Below are 22826 nucleotides of genomic sequence, written 5' to 3'. Positions count from 1 at the left end.
CGTGGTGAACTCATATGCTTTGGTAACTGCTTCAGTATCTGTTGGAAGCTCTGGTGTCCAGCCTTTGAAGGTGTAGCCCTCATCAGTGGTGACAGAAGGAAGCTTTGTCTTAACTTCACTGAACTTAGTACCACTCAAGACATCAAATGCCTTAGAAGAACCACCTGCAACTTGTGCATGTTCTCCCGCTTTGAAGGTTACACGTACATAACCTTCTGGCGCTTGGTCGCCTTGTGCATCAATTACATTCTTCTTATACTCAATAACAGCATCAGGGATAGACGACGCAGCTGCAAAATCGCCCGCGTCACCAGTTTTTACCAGATAATCATACTCGTTAACGCCCTGTGCGATACGTGCCTGCGCCGCGTCCACCGCACGCTCGATAAGTGCACTTCTAAATGCAGCATTCGCGCGTTGCGGAATGGTAATTGCACCATGTGGATCGGGGTTCGGCTTTACCTCAAGCGTATCATTGTGATTCTCAAAAATGGTATATCCACTCTTAGGCTCAGCCTGATACTTTTCAAACGTTGCAGAGCTGCTATACGAATCAATCTTCCCATGCTCATCAAGATTGGGATGGAGCCACATACCTGTTTCATACGAGGGCGCCTGTCCTTCGCCACTCTTCTCAATAACATAGCGAACAAAATGCGCACTCTGCGCAGGCGGCTGCGGAGTAATCAACGAACCATCTTGTTTCACCACAATCTTTCTGGTGATGGTAGTGGCAACTGCAGGTACCTGAGCATGTGCCCCCGCCTCTGCAGACGGCGTGTCGGTAACAGTTTGGACATCAAGCGCAACATCTATATGCGAACCATCGGCAAATGTCACAACAACGGTAGGCTTTTGTGCAACGGGTGTGCCGCCTCCAGGCTGCGTACCTGGTTCACCGCCTTGACCAACAACCAATTTATACGTGACATCCGAAGGTACCTTACCGGTATGCTTGACAAATTTTTCGGCAATAAGCGACTGACCAGCATTCGTAAGCGCCTGCGCCCAATCAAAGCCTGTTGGTGTTAGAACCTTATTGCTAGTAAATACCTTCTTATCACGGTACTTATCACTTTGATCTTTAAGTGTGATATGTAACACAATATCCGTAAAGTTACCCGACACATCGAATACACGGAAAGTACGAGAATACGAGCCAGTTTGAGCGTTCTTGCCAAATGCACCACGCACGGTTAAGACATAAGGATCGGCCTCTGTACCCTTTGTACTGGTACCTAATTTTTGTTTATATGCATCGTGATCACTCGAGAAACCCTGGATATCCTCGCCCTGAACAGCAATATCAGAAACAATGTGAGAGTTATCATGCGCCTTAATATGAAGCTCAAACGCCTCATTTTTCCAAACCGTCAAATTATACGTATTTGAATCTGTGGACGACTGCTTCAATTCAACACTGTTTGCGATTGTACCCGAGGCAGTACTACCCTCGCCCGCACCCGACAGCGGCTTAATCTCTGATGGTGCTTCCACACGCGCAACGGGTTTAGTTACATCGTTTACAACAAGACGACCCTCTATTAATCTACTTGAACCATCGCCAAAAGTTACCTTGATGGTCACTTTTTTGCCAAGTTGATCTTTGGTTATCGTATCGATTTTATGGTCATTTTCATCGTTAAACGTATAGGTTGCATCAACTTTTGCAGCTAGAAGCGCTTGTTTTGTATCGGTACTTACAAAATCAGCAGCTTGAAGGTGTGCACCTGAGTTAACTTCTACCGTTTGCGTAGTACCCGTAAGCGTGCTGTCTTCAAACTGCGCTGCCTGTTCTTTGACCACAAGTTTGAACGTATAGCTCGATTTATTACCTGCACTGTCGGTAACAGTTATCGTGCGTGTAAACTGGTCATAGGCATGACCGTCTATGCCGCGCTTGCTAAGCGTTGTGCTCGCAGGAACAGTTCCCGAAATCGTTACAACGTAAGGATTAGTCTCGCTACCTTTTTTATCTGTATATTCATTGTGGTGCGCATCGTGATCATTGGTGACACCCGAAATGACATCACCATTCACCACAACATCGCGTATTAAGCCAGAATTATCGCTTGCCTTTGCCTGAATGCTAAAGTGCTCGTTGCGATATACCTCAACTGTAACCGTATTACCATTTTGCGTAACAGACGCGGTTTTATTACTCTCGCCTGCAGTATCAGGTGTTTTAACAACAGAAAGAACGGGCTTTACGCTATCCTTAACTTTAAGATGGCCAAGGACAACCTGCGTTGAACCGTCACTAAACTTTACGGTTACAGAAACCGTAGATCCAGCACCTGCAGTTACTTTATCAACCTTATGGTCATCGTCCAAGGTAAACGCATATGTTTCAGACCCATTGGCTTTTTCAAAGAGTTTTTTGGTAACCTCACTTACAAAGTCTTCAGGATGAAGCTGCTCTGTGGTATTTACTTCCACTTCTTTGGTAGCGCCTTTAATATTCTTATTACCATCAAACTGAGCTGCTTGTTCTTTTACAACAATTTGAATCGTTTCAACAGAGGTTTTATCCACACCATCCCACGCGCAGATAGAACGTGTAAAGACCCCACTCTTGCGTTTAGTTGCAGAATCCAAATCGTTTAAGTTTGTTGAAGCAGGAGCCGTTCCCGAAATCGTCAAAACGTAAGGATCTTGCGTAGTGCCTTTTGTGCCGCGGTTGGCAGCCTGATAGCTGTCGCGATCATCAGAAATACCTGGAATATCGGCGCCTTGACGCTGCACATCGTTAATAACACCAGAATTATCCGTGGCTTGTGCTTGAATGCTAAAGTGTTCATTGCGATATACCACAATGCGCGTCGTGTGGTTAGTCTTATCAGGCGTTATTGACTCAACGAGGTTAGAAGCACCGCTTACATCAGGTGTTTTTTCAATCTTAAGTTGTGGTGCTGTTGTGTCGACTACCTTGAGCGTACCTGTTAGAGTGCGCGTTGAATTGTCGCTAAATTTGACGGTAATTGAAACGCTTTTGCCGTGTGTGTCAACTTTGTCAATAGCAGGTGCCTTGCCATCAGCAAAAGTATAAGGATTCTGTGCAAGCGAGCTACCAATCAAACGCTTGGTATCTTCGTTTACAAAATCTGACGGTGCAGGAGCAACCGAATTAACTTCAACTTCCTTCACAGCACCTTGCAACTGGTCTTGTGTAAAACGCTCGCTTTGATTTTTGACAATAAACTTAAACTGCGTGGTACTTTGATTTCCATTGCCGTCAGTTGCAACAATAGTACGCGTATATTCTCCTGTACTAGCATTGGCATTAAATTTACCACTGATATTCAAAACATAAGGATTCTGACCATGGTGAACACCTGGTGTATCGTGATCGGTGGTAATAGTAGCGTTCGGGAATGAAACTACAGCATTTCCTTTATTAGAGAGCTTAGCATCGTTCACAATTCCTGAGTCGTCAACAACGCGCACGTCTACACTAAAGTCTTCGTTACGATATACGGTAATAGTTCGCTGTTCGTTATCTATGTCAACAACATTGGACTTACCAGATGTATTGTGTTTTACAAATGTAACCACAGGAGCATTTGCGTCTGTAACCACAAGCGTGCCTTGTATTTCTTTGGTAGAACCATCAGAGAAGTGAGCAAGTACCGAAACCGCCATACCGTCTTCATTAACCGCGCTCGTGGAAGGAGCTCCACCTTTAAACGTATATGACGTTACTCCCCCATTGGCACTTGATAACAGCTTCTTAGTAGCTTCCGATACAAAATCTTCTGCTTTATACGCAAGTGGTTTATTAACCGAAATGGACTGTGTTCTACCCGCAACATTCGCGCTATCAAACTGCGCCGCCTGCTCTTTTATAATAAATTTAACGTCTGCCTGCTGTGTGTTATCAACGCCATCCCACGTCTGAACTTTACGAGTATAGGCATTGTAAGTGCGCCCAGATTGATCGGTTGTTAAAAGTTTCATGTGCGGATCAACCATACCAGAGATGGTAAGCACATACGGGTTGTCCTGTGTACCACATTTTGCGCGATGATCCTTATTGTAGGTAGTAGAATCAGTTGTTATACCAGCAATATCACCAATTAAACGTGCATCATTTACAACGCCAGAATTATCACTCACACGAGCTTGGATACTAAAACGCTCGTTGCGATAAACCACAACCTCAACAGGTTGAGTAGTTTGGTGTATCTCAACTTTTCCAGCTAAAGGTTTATGCTGACTATCAACACCTGAAGTAGTAGCAAAGTTTACTTGTGCGGCTTTTGTGTCTTGTACAATCAGTTTTCCAATAATTTGTGTTGTGGAGTTATCGCTAAAGCGAGCAACAACTCTTACATCAAAAGGTATATAACTGCGACCATTGCGCGTGGATACCTTTCCTATTGATGGAGCGGTACCCGTAGTAGCACCCTCAACTTTTGCCCATTCGTAACTCACACCACTTACATTCTTCAAAGCGTTAAGCGTTTGTTGACTTACAAAATCGCGCGGCGACAGATGTGCATTTGGATCGTTTACTTCAACCGTTTGTTGTGTTCCTGTAAGGTTTTTATACTTTTGCGCTTGCGGTAAAACCTCCACAACAAATTCCATATAACCTGCATGATCAGCACCATCCCAGGTATTTACTCTAAAAGTACGCGTACCCTGCTCGTGCGCCATACCCTTTACACTTATAGTGTAAGGCGTTTTTGAAGTATCTTGATAACGATGTCCTTGCTGATATGCAGCGTCATTTGAGCTTAAGTAGCTACCTGCGACGTCACCTAAGCGTGCGTCGGTAACATGGTTTGAATTATCGCGCACACAAACATCAAAACTGAATGCTTCATTGGCATACACCGTAAGCTTAGGCGCTTTTGAAGTGTTAAAAGAAGAGCCAACTGTTTGGACATTTACAGCAGCGCCTGTAATGGTAACGCCTGTCTTTGCAACAAGGGAAACGCTTGCAAGTTTGGTGTCTTGGACGCGCAGTTTTGCATTCTCAACGTCAACAGTTGATCCATCACTAAGCGTTATATGAATAGTTTTGATCTGAGGATCTATTCTGTACTGGTTATCAAAGCCCGTACATGCCTTGCCTTCTGAATCCAGATAACTGAATTTGGCATTTTTCGGAAGAAGAGCCTGCTTGCCGTTCGAAGAATATATAAAGCTGCGCACATCTGGAACTTTTCCATTTACTTCTATGGTCTGTTCATGTGCGCGAAGGTTATTATACTTGCGATTTTGTGGGAGCACACGAATCCTAAGGCGGCCGTCTTGTGTTTGGTCTTTTACATCCCAAGCACGTGCCGTCAGGTCAAATGTTTGCTCAGCATTAGGGTCTGAAGGATGCTTAGGAGCAGTACCGGTAAGCGTCACTACATAGGGATTTGCCTTCGATCCAAGCGTATCACGTGCACCATTCGTATCTTTTATATACGTTTGCTGAACAGTACCTTCATCAGAAGTAACCCACGATGGGAAACCTGAACCTGTGGCTGCTTGTACGCGCAGATCCTGTACGATATTTGAGTTATCGCTACCTTTTACGCGAATCGTAAATTTCTCATCAGCATATACGTCCACGTTATAGCTGCCATCAGCATTTGCGTGAAGTGACTCGACATGCTCTTTTCCGTCTGCAGTTTGAGTGACTTTTTCAAATGCAAGCTGGGGCTTTTTTGTATCATTGACACACAGATTGCCCGTAAAGTCAATAGTTGAGCCATCGCTAAACGTAGCTCGTACATATACAGGTTTAGAGCCGTTTCCCTTGTTGGTAAGCTTGTCAATCGAAGGCTTGGAAGGCGTGGCATGTGAGCCAGACGCAACTCCCCATGAATACGTAACTCCTTTTTTGTGAGGATCACCCGAAGGAGCTTGGCTTAGAAGTGCTTTAGTTCTGTCGTCTACAAAGCGTTCTGGCGTAAGATTTGCATGAGGGTCATTAACCTCAACCGTGACGAAACGACCGTTTACTTTATTGCGATAACGTCCTGCTTGAGGAGCCACTACCACCGTTATCGGCATAGAGAACGTTTGAATGTTGTTGCCATCCCAAGATTCAAACTTAAAGGTATATGTACGATTACCATTGCGATCAACACCTTGCCCATTAAGCGTTAACACATACGGGTGGCTGCTATCAACCGACATACCGCGGTGCGTTTTTTGGTAATCCCAATGGTCACTTGAAAGACCAGGAACATTTGAGCTTGTGGTAAGGAAATCGCTCATCTTATTGGTGGTGTCGGTTACCTTTGCTTGTACGGTATACGGCTCGTGATTATAAATCGTAAGCGTGGGTTTCACATTTCCGTTTGCGTCAGTAAGCGAAAACTCAGCAGATCCGTCTTGTGGCACCACTTCTACGGTAGTATAGCTTAACGTGTCAGATGCTTTAAGCGTAAGTTTTCTATACTGCATGTCAGGCGCGTCACCTTTATGTTTTGCTGCATTAAAGCTAATCCAAAAACTTACACTTCCGTCATCATTCACCACAAACGGATGCTTTGCATCATTTTGGACAATATCGTAGTGGTCTTGATTCGCCTCGGTAATAGTTTGTTTAACTTTATCTTTTTCCGCTTGCGAAAGAACAATTTTTTGACCCTTAAAACGCACGTCAATCTTGGTTTTCTTGGCGTATGCTTCTGCCGCAATAACACGTACATTCAACGATTTTACTTCGCGGTTGGGCAAAAAGGCGTTGAGACCGTCGTCCTCAGCGGTTTTATCTCCGTAAATGTCCGTAATATCCTTATCCCAAAAGCACGGAAAACCAGAACCCGCCCACGCAATATTCATTTCACTATTTGGCTTAGCAATAACTACTCCGCTTAGGTCAATGCGGGCGTTATGATGCACGTACGGGTTTTGCACGTTGTTATCTACATCAACAGGCGTTTCTTTAAAGTCTGCATTAAAGAGATTTTCATCTGACTTTCCAAGCTGATAAGAAAGAGGAGAATTGCTCTTATAATTGCTTGTCCACATGTACAAGCCTTGCTTATCATTTTTAGAGGTAAGCGAAATGTTAGTTTTTTCACCTTCGTGAACAACAACATATTCATTTTTAGTGGTAGGGTCAACTTTAATGTCATTCTTAGTACCATTTATGGTAATACCAAGTTCGGGCTTAAAGCGCATACCGCCCCACTGCATAAAGTTGATAGTGGTTCGATTCTCGTATGAGCGATACCCTGCTGCATAATAGGGGTTATGCGCATTTGGCGAGTTGGGATCATCAATACGCGTGTCGTAGGTGAGCTCATACATATTTGTGTCTTGGCTACGCGTATCAAACAGAAATACGCGTCCCGTGTTTTCCTGAATGAGTTGCGCATAGTCGATCTGTTGATACTCACTTGCCGTTTGATTTTTAAAATCAAATTTATACTTATACAAATTATCTACAAACGGCCCCATCTTAATGCCATCAGAGTTATTTGTGAAAGCAGCAAGGTCTGTCCATTCATCACTGTTTTTCTTTTTTGTACAGCCCTTTTGTTCGTAGGGAGTTCCCTGCCAATAATGCTTATAAATAATATCTTTTAGAGTATGGGCAAAACCAGTATAGTTATACTTGTTGTTTGACCACCAAACGTTATTTCCCTCATACACATAAGGCTTATTGTTATCATTAAAATAGGTGTTAGGCCCTTCAGCAGTACCGGTAACCATGCTGCTGATCATGTCCTTATTTTGATTTCTAATATTCGCAAACAGGTTGTCAACACCTTGGCCCGTATAGGTTATGGATTGAAGTCCGCTTTGTGTTACGTTTTTTGATGTTACTTTAAGCGTTGAGTCTTGAAATGCGCTACCATCTCGAGACGAAACAATCGTTTGACCTTTTGGTATCGTAAAATAATTGTGACCAGACCGATGTAAATCGTGATTTTTATTAAAACGCAAATACCAGCGGTATCCTACTAATTTGCCCTGAGCATCCTTAATGGGTTTATTGCTGACGTAAATAGTGCCATTAATGTCTTTAACAGTGGGAATATCACGTGCATTATTATGCGTACCATACAAAAAAGTACCAGGCTTATAGAGACCAAACACATCGTCTGGCGTTCGCGAATCAGAAGGATTCTCGGGAACAATGTACATACCACGTTTGTGCCAAAACACATAATCAAGCCAGCGTCTAATTTCATTACGGTCTGAGGCTTTTCTAATACCCAAAATTGCATTCTGACCAATAGCCTCATCGGTAGCTTCTGTATTTCCCGCCGTCTCATCAATAACCTTATTGCGCTCATCTTTATTCCAGCTCAATGCATATTGTAAAAATGCAATAGCGGAATTTTTTGCTTGTTGGAGCTTAAACTCCTCGGAATTAAACTCCTTTGCACCTTGTACCTTATGAAGTTCAAGGCCTTTAAGGTCAAAGTCTCTATCTTCATCTTGGGATTTACCTAGGCTTGCAACAGAGCGCTTGGAACGAACAGCTGTAGTAGTTTGCGCAGATCTGTCTTGTGCGTGTTCAATGGCGTTTGCGTTGTTAACAGAAGGCTCCACACCAGGATTGCTGGCTGCAGAAGCAGATTCCTTCTTTTGAGCTAGGGGGGGGGTAAGCGTTTTTTTATGAGTGGAGTCTTCTAAAGGCACAGATGAGCCCATCGCTTTAGATGCAGACTTTTCTGCATGTAAAGAGGTGTGCTTAGGTGATGTCTTAGAATCAAGCGTGTTGCTCTGTGCTTCTTTTTTAGAATTGAGCAACAAGTTATGCGAAGAATCGTGCTCATCCGTAGTAGCTTCATGCGCCTCAGCGTGCGTGGCATTAACACCTAGATACAATGACGACGCAACCAGCATGGAAGTAGCTCCCGCTGCAATCGTAGAAACATCAGCGTGGTGGGTGTTTTTTTGAGCCTTAGTTCGTTTGGTGTGCTCTGTATGCTTACCTTGAGATTTCACAAAATCCTCCAATACCTAAAAACACAAATACTCATCTATTGTACCTTAAAATAATGTGAAATTTCAGCTTAGAGAAAAATTCTGGAATACAGCGAAATCAGTACGTCATAGCTGATTTTCTACTCCAGTGTGTCTACAAGTTTTTGCAAACGCAAAACACGATGATACATAGCAGATTTTGAGGCTTGAGGACAAACAAGCTCGCCAAGCGCAGCTAAAGAAAGCTCGGGATGTGCCTGGCGCACCTCACAAAATTGTCGGAGCGCGCGTGGTAAATCATCGGGCGCATAGCGCGCTTGAACTTTTTCAATCAGCACGAGCTGATCGGTTGCTGCCATACATGATCGCGTTTGATTTGCCATTTCGGCATTGACCCTACGATTCACTTCGTTTTTAAGGCGCTTTACCTTGCGTATATTCTCAAAGGCGCGCGACAAACGCTTTGCTCCTACAACCTGTAGAAACAGCAAAATTGAATCAAACTTTTTGATATACAAAGAAATGGTAGAGCGCCTTTGATTACTGCGAATCACAATGCCAAAGGTATCTGCAAGCTCTACAATTTCGCGTGCAAACGCAGCCGAAGACACCGAAATTTCCATATGAAATGATGTTCTTGGGTCGCTCATAAAACCGCCTGCAATAAAACATCCACGCAAAAATGCCTGCGCGCAACACGTTCGCTGTAAAAGCTTTTGAGGAATGCCTGTGCATAATGCACCAGTGGCATCCAAAATTTCGAGCGTATGCAAAAATGTTGGCAAACTGTCTTGATAAGGAATTTGAATAACGTAATTTCTTGTTTTATGCAAGTTAGAATGTCGTACCGTTAAATAGGTATCAAGATCAAAAAGTGTATGAGTAAGATTGATAATCATACGAGCCACTACACCAGTTTCGGTGGCAATGGTTACCGAATATCTTGAATGTGATGTAGTAGAACCTTTAAGTGATAACGAACCACATATTCTTACGATCCCTGATAAAAGAGCATAATCACAGTGCGGACATGTAGCGTTGATGTGTGATAATTCGTCTTTTACAGAAGCGGTAAATGACATGGCTACGCCTTATCAGTTGAAGGCTTAACGTCATGCTCACACGTATTTTGAGATGAGGCGGGTGCGTCTGCATTGGCAAAGTGTAAATCACGATGTGAAACAATTGTTCGGTATGCTTTTTGTTGCAGGTAATGCGCAGTATATTCTGCAATAGCAACACTTCGATGTTGGCCACCCGTACATCCAATTGCAATGGAGAGCCGCGTTTTACCCTCGTTGATATAACCTGGCATAACCACATCAAGAAGCGTGGTCCACGAGGATAAAAACTTGCGCGTTACATCATTATTGAGTACAAAATCACGAACAAGTTTATCGCGACCAGTTAAAGGGCGCATATGCGCATCATAGAATGGATTAGGCAAAAAGCGCACGTCCATCATAACATCGGCCTCTGCAGGAGTTCCGTATTTGTATCCAAACGAAAATACGTTAACGTCCATAAGCTGAAGATCCGATCGCTCGCTAAACTCACGACGAATTTTAAGACGCAAATCGTTTACGCGCAGATGAGAAGTATCAATGATTAAATCTGCTTGTTGTCTTATAACAGCAAGCTGCTCACGTTCGCGCTGAATAGTATGCGATAAACTTTCTTTGCGATTTGCAAGCGGATGGCGGCGGCGTGTTTCGCTATAACGACGGATAAGAACATCGTCGCTGCTATCCAAAAACAAAGTCTTTACAAACATATGCGCGTCATGCAACTGATGTAAAATGTCGAGCATCTCATCAAAGAGCCCTTGGCTACGTAAGTCACACGTTACAGCCAAATGACGACCAATCCCAGAATTGATTCCAACCATTTGCGCCAGACCTAAAATAAGGCGCGGCGGCAAATTGTCAATACAGTAATAACCCATGTCCTCAAACACGTGCATTGCCTGCGTACGACCACTTCCACTCATGCCGGTGATAACAACCACATCGGGAATCTGCGGATGGTTTGCAATTTGCTCTGTATGGTCTGTATGAGATGCTGAGTTCATGGGATATCGCAATCAAACAAAAGGCAAACTAACACATACGCGTGCCGTTTGGTACGGGATGCTCAAGCGTAGGCATAACAGATGGAATATTGTCCTCGTAACCAATATCAAGCAACATACCAGCGCTGGTCATACCTGCCATCTTACGAGGAGCCATATTCACCAAAAACAGTGTTTGCATTCCTTCGAGCTCTTCAGGGTTCTCGCGCTCTTCCTTAAGTGCAGTAAGAATAGTGCGCTTAAAGTCGCCAAAATCTACCGTCAGACAAACGAGCTTATTTGAATCGGGCACATCATCAACGTGCAAAATTGTTCCAACGCGAATATCAAGTTTTTCAAAGTCGCTATATTTAATGTTCTCTTTAACTGGTGCGCCCATACGTTATCCTTTATCCGATTGCTAGTGAAGATATACGTGCCTATGCACATCTTAGGAGTGCAGTGTGCATACGTACATCTTTATTATCATCCAAAATTTTGCGAATGAATAGTCGCGTACAAAATTTACAACGAAATTACGCCTGTAAAGCCTAAAACTATCCAACGCTATGAATACCACGCATGACCTTAACCATGCAAGGCTGTTAATGCCACGTTTGCAGAACTTCCCACACATTTTGTGCAACTTGAGCGGAGATACCTGAAACCTGTGCAATATCACGCACGCTTGCCGCGCGCAAGCGCTTCATAGAACCAAAATGAGTAAGCAGGGCATGTTTACGCTTGGGACCAACACCTTCAATTGAATCTAGAATTGATTTAGTCATTGCTTTATCGCGCAATTCGCGATGAAATGTAATCGCAAACCTATGTGATTCATCACGAACTTGCTTAATTAAATACAAAGACGCAGAACCCGAAGGCAACACAATGGGCGTTGTATCCCAGGGCACAAAAACCTCTTCATCGGATTTTGCCAAACCGCACACCGGTATATCCAAATCAAGCGCGTGCAACTGCGAAAGCGCGGCAGAAAGCTGCGGTTTTCCTCCATCAAGCACCAATAAATCGGGCTTTTTGCCAAAACGCTTATTGCTCATAGTTTTTTTGCTATACCGTCTAGAAAGAACTTCCTGCATAGACACAAAATCGTTAGCCTCATCAAGCGGTGTTTTAATAATAAATCTACGATATTGACTTTTGTCCGCCCGACCGTTGGTAAATACAATCATGGACGCTACGGTAAAATATCCATGCAGGGTAGATATATCAAAACATTCGATGCGCAAAGGCGCACGGTCGAGCGCAAGCGCGCTTTCGAGCTGTGTTAATGCTAGATTAGTACGATCCTCACTATACCCCGTTCGTACCGAGTAGCGCTTAAGTGCGCATGAAGCATTTTGTATAACCATAGCAAGCAAATCACGCTTTTCACCACGTTGAGGAACGCGAAATGTCACGTGCGAGCCACGTTTTTCGCTTAACCAATTGCTAAGCGCATCTACATCAAAAACCATTTCATCAAGGTTAATTTCGGCAGGAATATCTGCTGTTTGATGATAATAGCGCTTGATGAAGCTTTCTTGAAGCTCGTTTTTTGAAACGTCTAGACCTTTATTCAAAATAAATTCGTTTGTGCGAATAACACGGCCCTCACGAACAATAAACACACAGGCAGCCGATATGGTTTCTTCGCGATAAAACCCAATGCAATCCATAGACAGTCGCGACGAAAAAACAACTTTTTGTTTATCGTTAAGCGCCTGCAATACCTGCAAGCGATGCTTTATTCTCCCCGCTTTTTCAAACTCAAGATCTTGTGCCGCCGCGCGCATGCGCTCTTGCAATACATCCAAGATATGCTTACGCTTGCCCGATAAAAAGTCTTCGATAAGCGCAACATTTTGGCGATACTCATCAACACCAATACGCCCAATACAAGCACCAGGTGCTTTTTGCATATGATAATCAAAACACGCCTTGCCGCGTTGTGCCAAACTAAACGGTGCGAGTTCTTTTTCGTCCGCGTGCTTTTTAAAATAACGCTCAAGTCTTTTCCACTCGGTGCACGAAGCGCTACATAAAGGCACTGCCTTGCGTAAAATTTCAATCGTTTCGCGCGCAGCATACACGTCGGTATATGGACCAAAATATTTTGTTCCGCGTTTATGATGCTCGCGCGTGTACTTAATTGCGGGAAACAGCGAATTTTTGGTAAGCGCAATATAGGGATAGCTTTTGTCGTCCTTAAAATCAACGTTATAATACGGTTTGTACTGCTCAATAAGGTTGCGTTCTAAAACCAGCGCTTCGTGTTCTGAACTTACAACCACATAATCAAAACTTGCCACTTCAAGCATCATACGAGGAATTTTAAGACGATCATCACTAAGCGTTACGTATTGGAGCATGCGCGCACGCAAGTTTTTTGCTTTGCCCACATAAATTACGATGTCCGACGCGTTTTTCCACAAATAGCACCCAGGAAGCATAGGAACTTGTTCAACTTCATGCACAAGCTCGCAGCGAATACCATGTATCGTGCGCGTGGGCGCTTGCGTTTGCGCGGGCGCTTCGCGCAGGGCTTGTTCATCTGGTACACACAAACCAACGCGCGCTTGTTGTGTAGTATGATGTATGCTCATATAGTTCCTATGATAGGGTTTGCTAAATTGCTTTAGCTTTGTATTGTAAGACTTATGTGCAGTATAACACGAGCTGACAAGCTAAGTTCATAATGAAGATGTGCTTGCAGGCGGTCTGACAACACCATTTCAAATGCAAATGAGGGATTATGCACGCGTCAACACTTCAAGTAGATGTTTTGGTTATCGGTGCAGGGCTTGCAGGTACACAAGCAGCCTACGCCGCTGCACAACTTGGGGCGCGCGTTGCTATTACCAGTAGTTCTCATATTTTTTCGGGGTCAAGTTTTTCACGCAGTACCTACGAGATGAATGTGCTGAAGCCCCCTCGTGACTCAGAAAAAGATGAACTTATTCACACCATTGAAGCTGTAGGTCAAAACGTAACTGATCATGAGCTTGTAAAAACCATGATAGATCACATTGCAGACGCGCACGAAAATCTGAAACATCAAAAATTGAGTCTTATTCATCCCCGTGGCGAAGAAGCGCAAACATACATCCCGTCGTTTGACCATCGAAGGCGCCCCTGGTGCAAAATTGAGCCAAAACGATATCGCCACGCCTTAGAGCGCAAATTTCATGAGCTCGATATTATCGAAAAACCCCATCTGCAGCTCGTTGATCTTGTTGAACGTGGACAACGCGTACTTGCAGAGGATGTATGGGACAGAGATTTCTTTACGCGTTGTACATCAAAGCATATGCCAAAAGATTACGCTTGGTCTAACAAACCACAAGATACGCATGTAGACGCGCACACGCACGCGCCAGAACAAGCGGTGAAAGAAGCGGCGGAACACGTTATTTGTGGAGCACTATTTTTTGAAACCAACACCAACCGTTTTGTGTATATCAAAGCTACAAGTATTATTATGGCAACGGGTGGTTTTACCTCAATTTTCAAGCGGTCGTTGAGCGCGCGAACAGGGGCCGGCAATATCCATGCTGTTTTGCTTTCGCACGGTTTATGCATGTCTAATCTTGAGTTTATGCAAATCGTACCTGCATTTCATAGCAATCACGCACCGATTATATGCAACCGCAATATGTTTAAGTGGGCAGATTTTTATGCAGACGATACGTTAATTCATCCGCAGCATACAGGCGATAAAGACCTGTTGGAACACCGCTCGCAATATAGCCCGTTTACCTCGCGTCTTTCGAGCAAATCTTTTGACTTACAGCTTGCGTATCAAAGTCTTAACCATCAACTTTCACTTTTGTATACGCGCCTTCCAAATCGGCTTCCTCAATCTGTTCTGACCTATATCAACATGCTTAAAGCGTCCAAACTATCCATGCACAAACGTCTTAATTTTGACTTGTATGCATATACGTCTAACGGCGGTGTGGTCATTGATTCGCATGCGCTTGCGCGCACGGCTTGCAATCAAAATATTAAAGGACTTTTTGCCGCTGGAGAAATTGCCGCAGGCATGCAAGGAGCCGATCGCCTCGGTGCCATGTCGTCTACCAGCTGTATTGTCTTTGGTCAAATCAGTGGCTTTGAGGCAGCAACTTATGCACGTGCACAGCAAGCGCACAAACCGCTCGATTCAACAAATACCCGTGACGTATATATTGATAGTCGTACCCATACACTCTATACCGAACAGGCGCAGCTTTCGTTATGTGCGTCTGCTCAAGCGCCACAAGTTGAAGAAACGCTTCATATGCTTATGACGCGACAATGTTTTTTGATTAAAGACGCACCTTCGTGTAAACGGGCGCTGAGCAGCATTACCTATCTGCATAAAGTTTTGGCAAGCACAAAAGAGCCAACCGCACAATATCGTGATGTTATGTACACACTTGCGGTGCAGCAGCAACTCATTATTGCCAAAATGTTTATTCTAGCGTCACTTAAGAGAAACGAAAGTCGCGGCTCGTTTTATCGAAGCGATTTTCCTAAGCGCAGCTCAAGTATGGCTTTTCCAAGTTATAGCTGGATAGAATCTTAAAAGCGCGTACAAAGCGTAATTTATACCGTGCCTGCGTACGCATGCGCTTATGGCAGATACCAGGCGTTCTTTACACAAAAACCCACCATGCAAACACATGGTGGGCACTATAGAATCTATACACGCAACATGCTAACAGTTGTTTTGATAGTACAGATCAAGCGGCTCTCTTAAAGCTTTTCGATAACGGTATGCGCACGATGTCCTGCTACATACAGCGGATCGCGATGAGTAAGCGTTGATAAAACCGTAATTGCAGGGCCTAGCAAGTCAACCGATGAAATCTCGTGGTCATCAAAAGCACGGCGCAGTTCTCTTCGTAAAGGCTCGTTAACAATGGTGTGAAAAACAGCAACAGGCACATCATTGTTCATATTTTTCTCAAGGTACTCCATAACCATTTCTACACTGGTTACATTACCTAACTGCTTTACAATAACACTGCCTTCTTCAAACTGATCTGCAGCAGCTTCAACAACTTTTGCAGCGGTCTCACCACGTGAATCCGAAATTACAAAGATACACGCCGTACGGGGCTTCAATTGTTGTGGATGCGCTTCTAAAGACATACAACCTCCAAACGAATTACTTCTTCTTAGTTAAAGCCGCTATATCTGCCACCTTGCTAAAGACTGATGTAAAGGTATTTAGCAAGCGGAAGCGGTTGTTTCTAATTTCAGTATCGTCGTCCATGATGCGCACGTCATTAAAAAATTGGTCAATCGGCTCTCTTAATTCGGCAAGCGAGGCTAATGCACGTGCGTATTCACCGTTTGACAACGCTTTCTCCACATTATCACGACCGTTTGAACACGCGGTAAAAAGCTGCTGCTCAGCAGGCGTAAGTATGGAAACGTTTACATCGGTTCCCAAGCTTGCATCGGTTAGGTGCGAAGCACGCGCAAATGCAATTGCTAAATCTTCAAAGAGCTGAGGCTCGCGTGTACGCGCCGAATCAAATGCCTGTACACGCGCAAAAAACTCGCGCGGATCAATAATTCCTATTGCAGCGATAGCAGAAATAGATTCAGCACTTACCGATTGCTCTTTTGCAAGCGCTTGCAAACGAACCGAGAAAAACTCACAAACACAAGCTGACACCGCTGGCACATCAAAATCAAGACCTTGTTCTTTAAACAAGTTCAAAGCAGCGTCGATAAGCGACTTAAGCGAACACGAGGGCAACTCTTGTAAAATTGCTATAATTCCCAAGGCACTACGACGCTGGGCAAACGGGTCGGACGAGCCAGTAGGAGGCTCGTTAATAGCAAACATGCCGCAAATTGTATCAAGCTTATCAACAAGCGCAACAAGCTTTCCTACAAAATCATCAGGCGTTACATCTTTAGAAAAACGAGGACGATAGTGCTGGGCGATTGCTTTGCACACACGCGGATCCTCGCCCATAGCGCGCGCGTAATAGCCACCCATAACACCTTGTTGCGAAGTAAATTCTACTACTGCATTGGTTACTAAATCGGCTTTTGCAAGATAAGCTGCACGCTCACAGAGTTTAGTCAGCTCGTCGTCTGCTTTAAGAAGCTCAGCACACACCAAAATGAGCTTAGTCATACGATTGGTTTTATCAAGAACGCTTCCCAGCTTTTCTTGAAAGACAACTTTAGAAAGACGCGGAACATATTCATCAAGCGGATGTTTGAGATCTTCTTCAAAAAAGAACTTTGCATCGTCTAAACGCGCGCGAACAACACGCTCATTACCATCGATAATAGCTTTGTCGGCAGAGGCAGCACCGTTTGAGACAATAACAAAATCTCGTGTGAGTTCGCCATCTTTAGTATAAATGGGGAAATAGCGCTGATTGGTAAGCATGGACTCACAAATAATCTCGTGCGGAACATCCAAAAATTCTTGATCAAAAGAACCAATTAAAACGCGCGGATATTCACATAAATTAATAACCTCTTCAAAGGTCTTTTTTGGCATGTCAACATGAAGTTGAGGATGGGTATGTTCAAAAGCCGCTACCTCATCTAAAATCTTTTGACGACGCTCGTCTTCAAGCAAAACACCCGCGTCGCGCAAAATTGAACGATAGTTGCCAGGACAATCAATGGTATGTGAGCCATGTCCTAACACACGATGACCTTGCGTTGTACAAGAAGAGCTCACTCCTGCATAAGAAAACGGAATAACTTCTTCATCTAACAGAGCAACAAGCCATCTAACAGGACGAACAAAAGATTCGGTTTCAAACGCCCAACGTTGGCTTCGATAGTTTGGCCATTCGAGCGAAGCTACTATGTCGTGACACATATCACCAAGCAACTCTTGTGCGGTGCGTGCAGCTATAAACTTTTGGGCAAACACATAATTTTTGCCGTCTTCTGCGGTTTTTTCGATAAGATCATGCGCATCTACCCCACACTTTTTTGCAAATCCCAAAGCCGCCTTTGTAGGCTGTTTGTTTGCATCAAATGCGATAGAGGCAGCAGGTCCACGCTTAATCTCATTGATCTCAGGTGTTTGAGCTGCAAGATCATGCACAAGAACAGCCAGGCGGCGCGGACTTTGGTGTGCCTCAACACTACCAAATGTTAAGCCACTTTTTTGCAAGTGAGCCTGCATAAGCTGAACCAGCTGTTTTGTTGCATGAATCAAAGGTGCTGACGGCATTTCCTCTGTTCCAATTTCAAGTAAGAATTCGCACGACTTGCTCATTTATGCCACCTCATTTGCAGTTGGATTTTGTTTTGATAAAGAATTGTCTGCAGGCTTGGGTGCCTTTGATTCTAGCGCCACAAGAGAGGCTAAATAAGCCTCGCAGCACGCCTTGGCAACGCTTCTCACTCGTAAAATGTAATTAGCGCGCTCGGTAGCAGAAAGAGAACCGCGCGAATCAAGTAAGTTAAACGCATGAGAACATTTCATCACGCAATCATAGGCAGGCAACGGCAAATTACGACGCAAGCAGGCATGACATTCTTCTTCGTATTCGTCAAATTTTTCGCGCATAAGTTCAACGTTTGCAACTTCAAAGTTATAGGTCGAAAATTCAAACTCGTTTTGGTGAAACACGTCACCATAGGTAACACAAGTTCCATCTGCAAGCTTATTCCACACCAAATCGTAGACCGAATTTACACCTTGTGTATACATTGCAATACGCTCAAGACCATAGGTAATTTCTACCGGCACAGGCGCAACTTCAATGCCGCCTACCTGCTGGAAATACGTAAACTGCGTAACTTCCATACCGTTGAGCCAAACTTCCCAACCAAGTCCCCAAGCACCAAGGGTTGGCGACTCCCAGTCGTCTTCTACAAAGCGGACATCGTTTTCTTGAGGATCCAAACCAATTGCTTCAAGCGAGCCAAGATACAAATCTTGTGCATCGGCAGGAGAAGGCTTAATAAGCACCTGAAATTGATAATAGTGCTGTAAACGGTTAGGGTTATCACCATAACGACCATCAGCAGGACGCCGACAAGGCTGAGCATAGCAGGTTGCCCATGGTTTATTTCCCAGTGAACGAAGCAGTGTTGCTGGATGAAACGTTCCTGCGCCAACTTCGCTATCATAGGGTTGCATAACGGTACAACCGTGTTGCGCCCAATACGTTTGTAGAGTCAAAATCATATCCTGAAATGTCAGGGGCGTTTTGCTCATATCAATCTCCTTACCGCTTTAGGAAAACTTACATGTGTTATGTGTCTATAAACACACGCGCACCACGCTTTAATGCGGACGCTCCAAACTTTTTGCATGGTCAAACGGCCAAATAATCCAAAATCCGCGCGACGAAACAGAAGAGATATCTACTGCACCAAACCAACGCGAATCAAGCGAATTGCCTCGGTTATCCCCCATTACCCATATACAATGTGCAGGCACCGTATAAGGAAACGTGATTGCACCTTGTGGACCTACTCCCTGATTGGTAATAGGCTCGGTGGGTTGATGATTAACATAAGGTTCGTTAAGTTTTTTGTTATCAACATAAACATTGCCATCACGCAAATCTATGGTTTGACCCTCAGTTGCAATAACACGCTTAAGCAGAGTATGTCCTGTACCTGCAGGATCGTTAAACGTAATAATATCGCCTGCTTGAGGTTTGCCAAACTTATAGCTGATCTTTTCTCCAATAAGGCGATCTTGTAACTGCACGGTAGAAAGCATAGAGCCCGTAGGCACCAAATACACTTCCGCCACAAAAGCGTGAACTACAAACACAATACCTGCAGATATTGCAAGTGTCATGACCCAGTCAAAACACGTTCTTAAAAATGAACTACGCTCTTGTTGAGGTTGCATATGTCTCATACGCATCACATTTCTTTTCTATAAGATGTTAGATTTTGAACAAAATCATACTCTTTATCGGTAAGCGTTGCGCGTGATAACAAATCGGGACGCCAACGAGCCGTTCTTTCAAGCGCATTCATACGTTTCCACGTTTTAATTGCTTCATGATTACCGCTGAGCAGAACATCAGGAACACGCGCGCCCTCTACCTCACGTGGACGCGTGTACTGCGCATATTCAAGCAACCCCGCGTCAGAAAATGATTCGTCACAAGCACTTTGTGCATCACCTAAAGCTCCAGGTATGAGCCTAATAGTAGCATCAAGCACCACGAGCGTTGCTAATTCGGCACCAGTAAGTACATAATCGCCTAACGAATAAATAGCATCGGCTTTTTGGTAGACGCGCTCATCAATACCTTCATAGTGACCGCATGCAAACAGCACGCGCTTTTTGTGCGAAAGTTCAGCAGCGCAGGCTTGTGTAAAACGTTTACCGCACGGAGAAAACATAACAATGTAGGGCTTTTCTGCGCTATACGAAGAAATTTCAGAGAAAGCTTCAAAAAAAGGCTCGCACTTCATAAGCATTCCCTGTCCCCCACCATATGGTGCATCATCTACACTGTGATGTGCGTCGTGAGTCCAGCGACGTAAATCGTACGTTGTAAGCGAATAGAGATTATGCGCACGTGCCCTGCCCATAATGGACGCATCCATATATGGCTGAAACAAGTTAGGAAATATCGAAAGCACTTCAAAGCTAATCATGCACTTACAACCTACTTTGCAAATCAAGAAGGCTTTGCGGAATATGCGTAGTTATAACATCTGTATCTGCTGTTATATCATCTACAAACTCAGGAACAAGCGGAATCATCACATCAGAGTACCTGCCATGTACTAAAAGCGTGTCTTGAGCCGAACTTCTAAGAACCTCGCTTACAACACCTAAATCACCAAAACGCTTATCGTGCACCGCTCTATTGAGCACAGGCTCAATACTTTGCTTTGCCTGCTCATCCGTTAAATCACAACGGTTGATAGCCAAATAAGTACCTACATACGACTCAGCCATACTTCGCGAATCAAGCTCTGCGCACAACAAAACAAGTCCATCGGCTGCGCACGTGGCAGCTTGTACGTGAAGCACACGCGGACGGTGCAACATGGGAGGTATGCAATAGAGTTCTTGCTTTGAGGTGGGTGTAAAAGAAAAGCCGTGCACAAAGTGTGCAACGACTTCTCCTTTATTACCATATACCTTAGAAATGCGAGCAAACACGCTATATTCCGGGCAAGACATAACTTATCCTAAAACCTCAACCTCAACAGCTGTGTTTACACGCGAACCAAGAGCACGAGCAAGTGTACGAATTGCTTTAATGGTGCGACCCTTGCGGCCAATAATACGACCTGCATCTTCTTCGGCGCACGAAATCTCGATGAGCGCTGCGCCGTTACTATCGGTAACATCAAGCGCAACAGCTTCTTTATTGGTTACCAAACCACATACAATGTATTCAACAAGATCGGCAACTTTATCAGAAGCAAGCTCACCTTCTGCTAAAGGCAACGTAGAAAGAGACTCTTTGTGCGAAGCAGCATGTGCGCTATCTTGCGCGTCTTGAGTGTTGAGCTCTTCATGGGTTTCAGGAATATCCTGATCCATGACGTTTTCCTGAATTTGATCACTCACGTTAACTACTCCGCATCTTGAGCTGCATCTTCTGCAGCAGCAGCAGCTTCTTCTGCAGCAGCTTGAGCCTTAGCAGCAGCTTTCTTAGAGAGTTTACGTTTCTTCTCAGGAGCAGCAGCACCGCTGCGTACAATGTCGATAAGGTGAGAAACGGTAGAAGAAGGCTGAGCTCCTTTAGCTACCCATGCATCAACCTTTTCTAAATCGATATCAATTGACTTTGGATTGGTGAGCGGATTATAGCTACCAATTTGTTCAATGTAACGACCGTCACGAGGCATGCGACCATCAGCAACAACAACACGGTAATACGGACGCTTTTTTGCTCCATGACGAGCAAGACGAATCTTTACAGCCAAAGTAGAACTCCTTTACACACGCGACGCGATGGATACGAAGAAAAAGTGCGTCGCTTTGCCACTTAAGCAATGTTTAACTATACGACATTATAACAGTAAAAAACCGTGTCGTTTTTGTGAACTCTTACTAAAATCTTTGGTTTTTTATAAAAAAGTTCATAGTTTCAGCAGAAATTAAGTTTCATGCATAAACTTATATATATAAGATTTATTCACCTGTACAAGTATACTTTTAAGACAAACATGTGTTATTGAAAATTTTCGCTAAGGAGGCGGCTATGAACATTTTGGTTATAGAAGACGAAAAAAATTTAGCAGATGCTATCGTTCGTATTCTAACAGATGCTCATTACCACGCTGAAGCCGTATATGACGGAAAATCAGGGCTCATCTCGTGTCAAAGCGGATTATATGATGCAGCTATTGTAGACAGAATGCTTCCTGGCATGGACGGCCTTGATATTGTCAAAGAAGTTCGACGTAGCGGCGACTCTATGCCTATTTTGATTCTTACCGCACGAACATCTACACAAGATAAAGTTGATGGCCTTGACGCAGGTGCCGATGATTATCTTACCAAACCTTTTGAAGCTCCCGAATTACTTGCTCGTTTACGTGCGCTTACTCGTAGGCAAGGAGATGTAATTATTGAGCAGATGAAGTTTGCTGATTTTTCGCTTGATTTAAGTACACACGACCTTATGTGCAAAAATCATTCCGTCCATCTTTCTGGTAAAGAGTTTGAAGTCTTAAAAATGTTACTGAGCGCGCCGTCACGTGTGGTATCCAAGCAGGATTTGTTAACCTATGTATGGGGTACTACGGCTGATGCGTCGGAAAATTCGGTAGAAGCCTACGTTTCATTTTTGCGCAAAAAGCTGGCATATGTTCATTCAAAGGTACAAATTACCACGCTTCGCATGTTGGGTTATCGACTTGAAACATATTAGACAATAGATGTATGTAAACATAGTAATCTCAGCACAATCGG

At 44.0% G+C, this 22826-nt stretch carries 15 protein-coding genes; 2 read left to right on the top strand and 13 right to left on the bottom strand.

Features of this window, described 5'->3' with window-relative positions; all coding sequences use genetic code 11:
• The 5 genes from HMPREF0091_RS05165 to uvrC all read right to left on the bottom strand — a co-directional run.
• A partial coding sequence (locus HMPREF0091_RS05165) for a sialoglycan-binding domain-containing protein (protein WP_035434630.1) occupies positions 1-8910 on the bottom strand: 8910 nt, incomplete at its 3' end.
• A 119-nt stretch (positions 8911-9029) separates the two neighbouring features.
• Positions 9030-9971, bottom strand: a complete 942-nt coding sequence (gene whiA / locus HMPREF0091_RS05160) for a DNA-binding protein WhiA (protein WP_006303251.1) — start codon at positions 9969-9971, stop codon at positions 9030-9032.
• Between the two features lie 2 nt (positions 9972-9973).
• Positions 9974-10960 carry an RNase adapter RapZ gene (gene rapZ / locus HMPREF0091_RS05155; protein ID WP_006303250.1) on the bottom strand — a complete coding sequence of 329 codons (987 nt, stop codon included), beginning with the start codon at positions 10958-10960 and terminating at the stop codon, positions 9974-9976.
• Positions 10961-10988: 28 nt separating this feature from the next.
• Positions 10989-11339: a tRNA-binding protein gene (locus HMPREF0091_RS05150; RefSeq protein WP_006303249.1), complete on the bottom strand. Its 351-nt coding sequence runs from the start codon at positions 11337-11339 to the stop codon at positions 10989-10991.
• A gap of 205 nt (positions 11340-11544) precedes the next feature.
• Positions 11545-13545: an excinuclease ABC subunit UvrC gene (gene uvrC / locus HMPREF0091_RS05145; RefSeq protein ID WP_006303248.1), complete on the bottom strand. Its 2001-nt coding sequence runs from the start codon at positions 13543-13545 to the stop codon at positions 11545-11547.
• A 149-nt stretch (positions 13546-13694) separates the two neighbouring features.
• On the opposite strand from uvrC, the gene HMPREF0091_RS05140 reads away from it, so the two are divergent.
• The gene (locus HMPREF0091_RS05140; protein ID WP_006303246.1) at positions 13695-15509 is read left to right on the top strand and encodes an FAD-dependent oxidoreductase; all 1815 of its coding nucleotides are present in this window, start codon (positions 13695-13697) and stop codon (positions 15507-15509) included.
• A 170-nt stretch (positions 15510-15679) separates the two neighbouring features.
• Here the strand turns inward: HMPREF0091_RS05140 and HMPREF0091_RS05135 are convergent, their stop codons facing one another.
• The 8 genes from HMPREF0091_RS05135 to rpsP all read right to left on the bottom strand — a co-directional run bounded on the left by HMPREF0091_RS05135 (position 15680) and on the right by rpsP (position 21835).
• Positions 15680-16078 (bottom strand): kinase/pyrophosphorylase, encoded by a 399-nt coding sequence (locus HMPREF0091_RS05135; RefSeq protein ID WP_006303244.1) that lies wholly within the window; start codon positions 16076-16078, stop codon positions 15680-15682.
• A gap of 16 nt (positions 16079-16094) precedes the next feature.
• On the bottom strand, positions 16095-18191 hold the full coding sequence (glyS, locus tag HMPREF0091_RS05130; RefSeq protein ID WP_006303243.1) for a glycine--tRNA ligase subunit beta: 2097 nt from the start codon (positions 18189-18191) through the stop codon (positions 16095-16097).
• Positions 18192-19139, bottom strand: coding sequence for a glycine--tRNA ligase subunit alpha (locus tag HMPREF0091_RS05125; protein WP_006303242.1), 948 nt, complete (start codon positions 19137-19139; stop codon positions 18192-18194).
• 69 nt (positions 19140-19208) lie between these two features.
• Complete coding sequence (gene lepB / locus HMPREF0091_RS05120) at positions 19209-19796, bottom strand: signal peptidase I (protein WP_232236061.1); 588 nt, start codon at positions 19794-19796, stop codon at positions 19209-19211.
• Between the two features lie 5 nt (positions 19797-19801).
• Positions 19802-20548: a tRNA (guanosine(37)-N1)-methyltransferase TrmD gene (trmD, locus tag HMPREF0091_RS05115; protein ID WP_006303240.1), complete on the bottom strand. Its 747-nt coding sequence runs from the start codon at positions 20546-20548 to the stop codon at positions 19802-19804.
• Positions 20549-20552: 4 nt separating this feature from the next.
• Positions 20553-21083 carry a ribosome maturation factor RimM gene (locus HMPREF0091_RS05110; protein WP_006303239.1) on the bottom strand — a complete coding sequence of 177 codons (531 nt, stop codon included), beginning with the start codon at positions 21081-21083 and terminating at the stop codon, positions 20553-20555.
• Positions 21084-21086: 3 nt separating this feature from the next.
• The gene (locus tag HMPREF0091_RS05105) at positions 21087-21449 is read right to left on the bottom strand and encodes a KH domain-containing protein (protein ID WP_010242782.1); all 363 of its coding nucleotides are present in this window, start codon (positions 21447-21449) and stop codon (positions 21087-21089) included.
• 32 nt (positions 21450-21481) lie between these two features.
• Positions 21482-21835 (bottom strand): 30S ribosomal protein S16, encoded by a 354-nt coding sequence (rpsP, locus tag HMPREF0091_RS05100; protein WP_006303237.1) that lies wholly within the window; start codon positions 21833-21835, stop codon positions 21482-21484.
• Positions 21836-22113: 278 nt separating this feature from the next.
• Between rpsP and HMPREF0091_RS05095 the strand changes: the two genes are divergently transcribed.
• Complete coding sequence (locus HMPREF0091_RS05095) at positions 22114-22785, top strand: response regulator transcription factor (RefSeq protein ID WP_035434627.1); 672 nt, start codon at positions 22114-22116, stop codon at positions 22783-22785.
• Positions 22786-22826 lie beyond the last annotated feature (41 nt).

Origin of the sequence: Fannyhessea vaginae DSM 15829 (genome assembly GCF_000159235.2) — a bacterium.
Taxonomy (GTDB): Bacteria; Actinomycetota; Coriobacteriia; order Coriobacteriales; family Atopobiaceae; genus Fannyhessea; species Fannyhessea vaginae.
The sequence above is the reverse complement of the archived record's forward strand: the minus strand, read 5'-3'. Positions and strand labels throughout refer to the sequence as shown.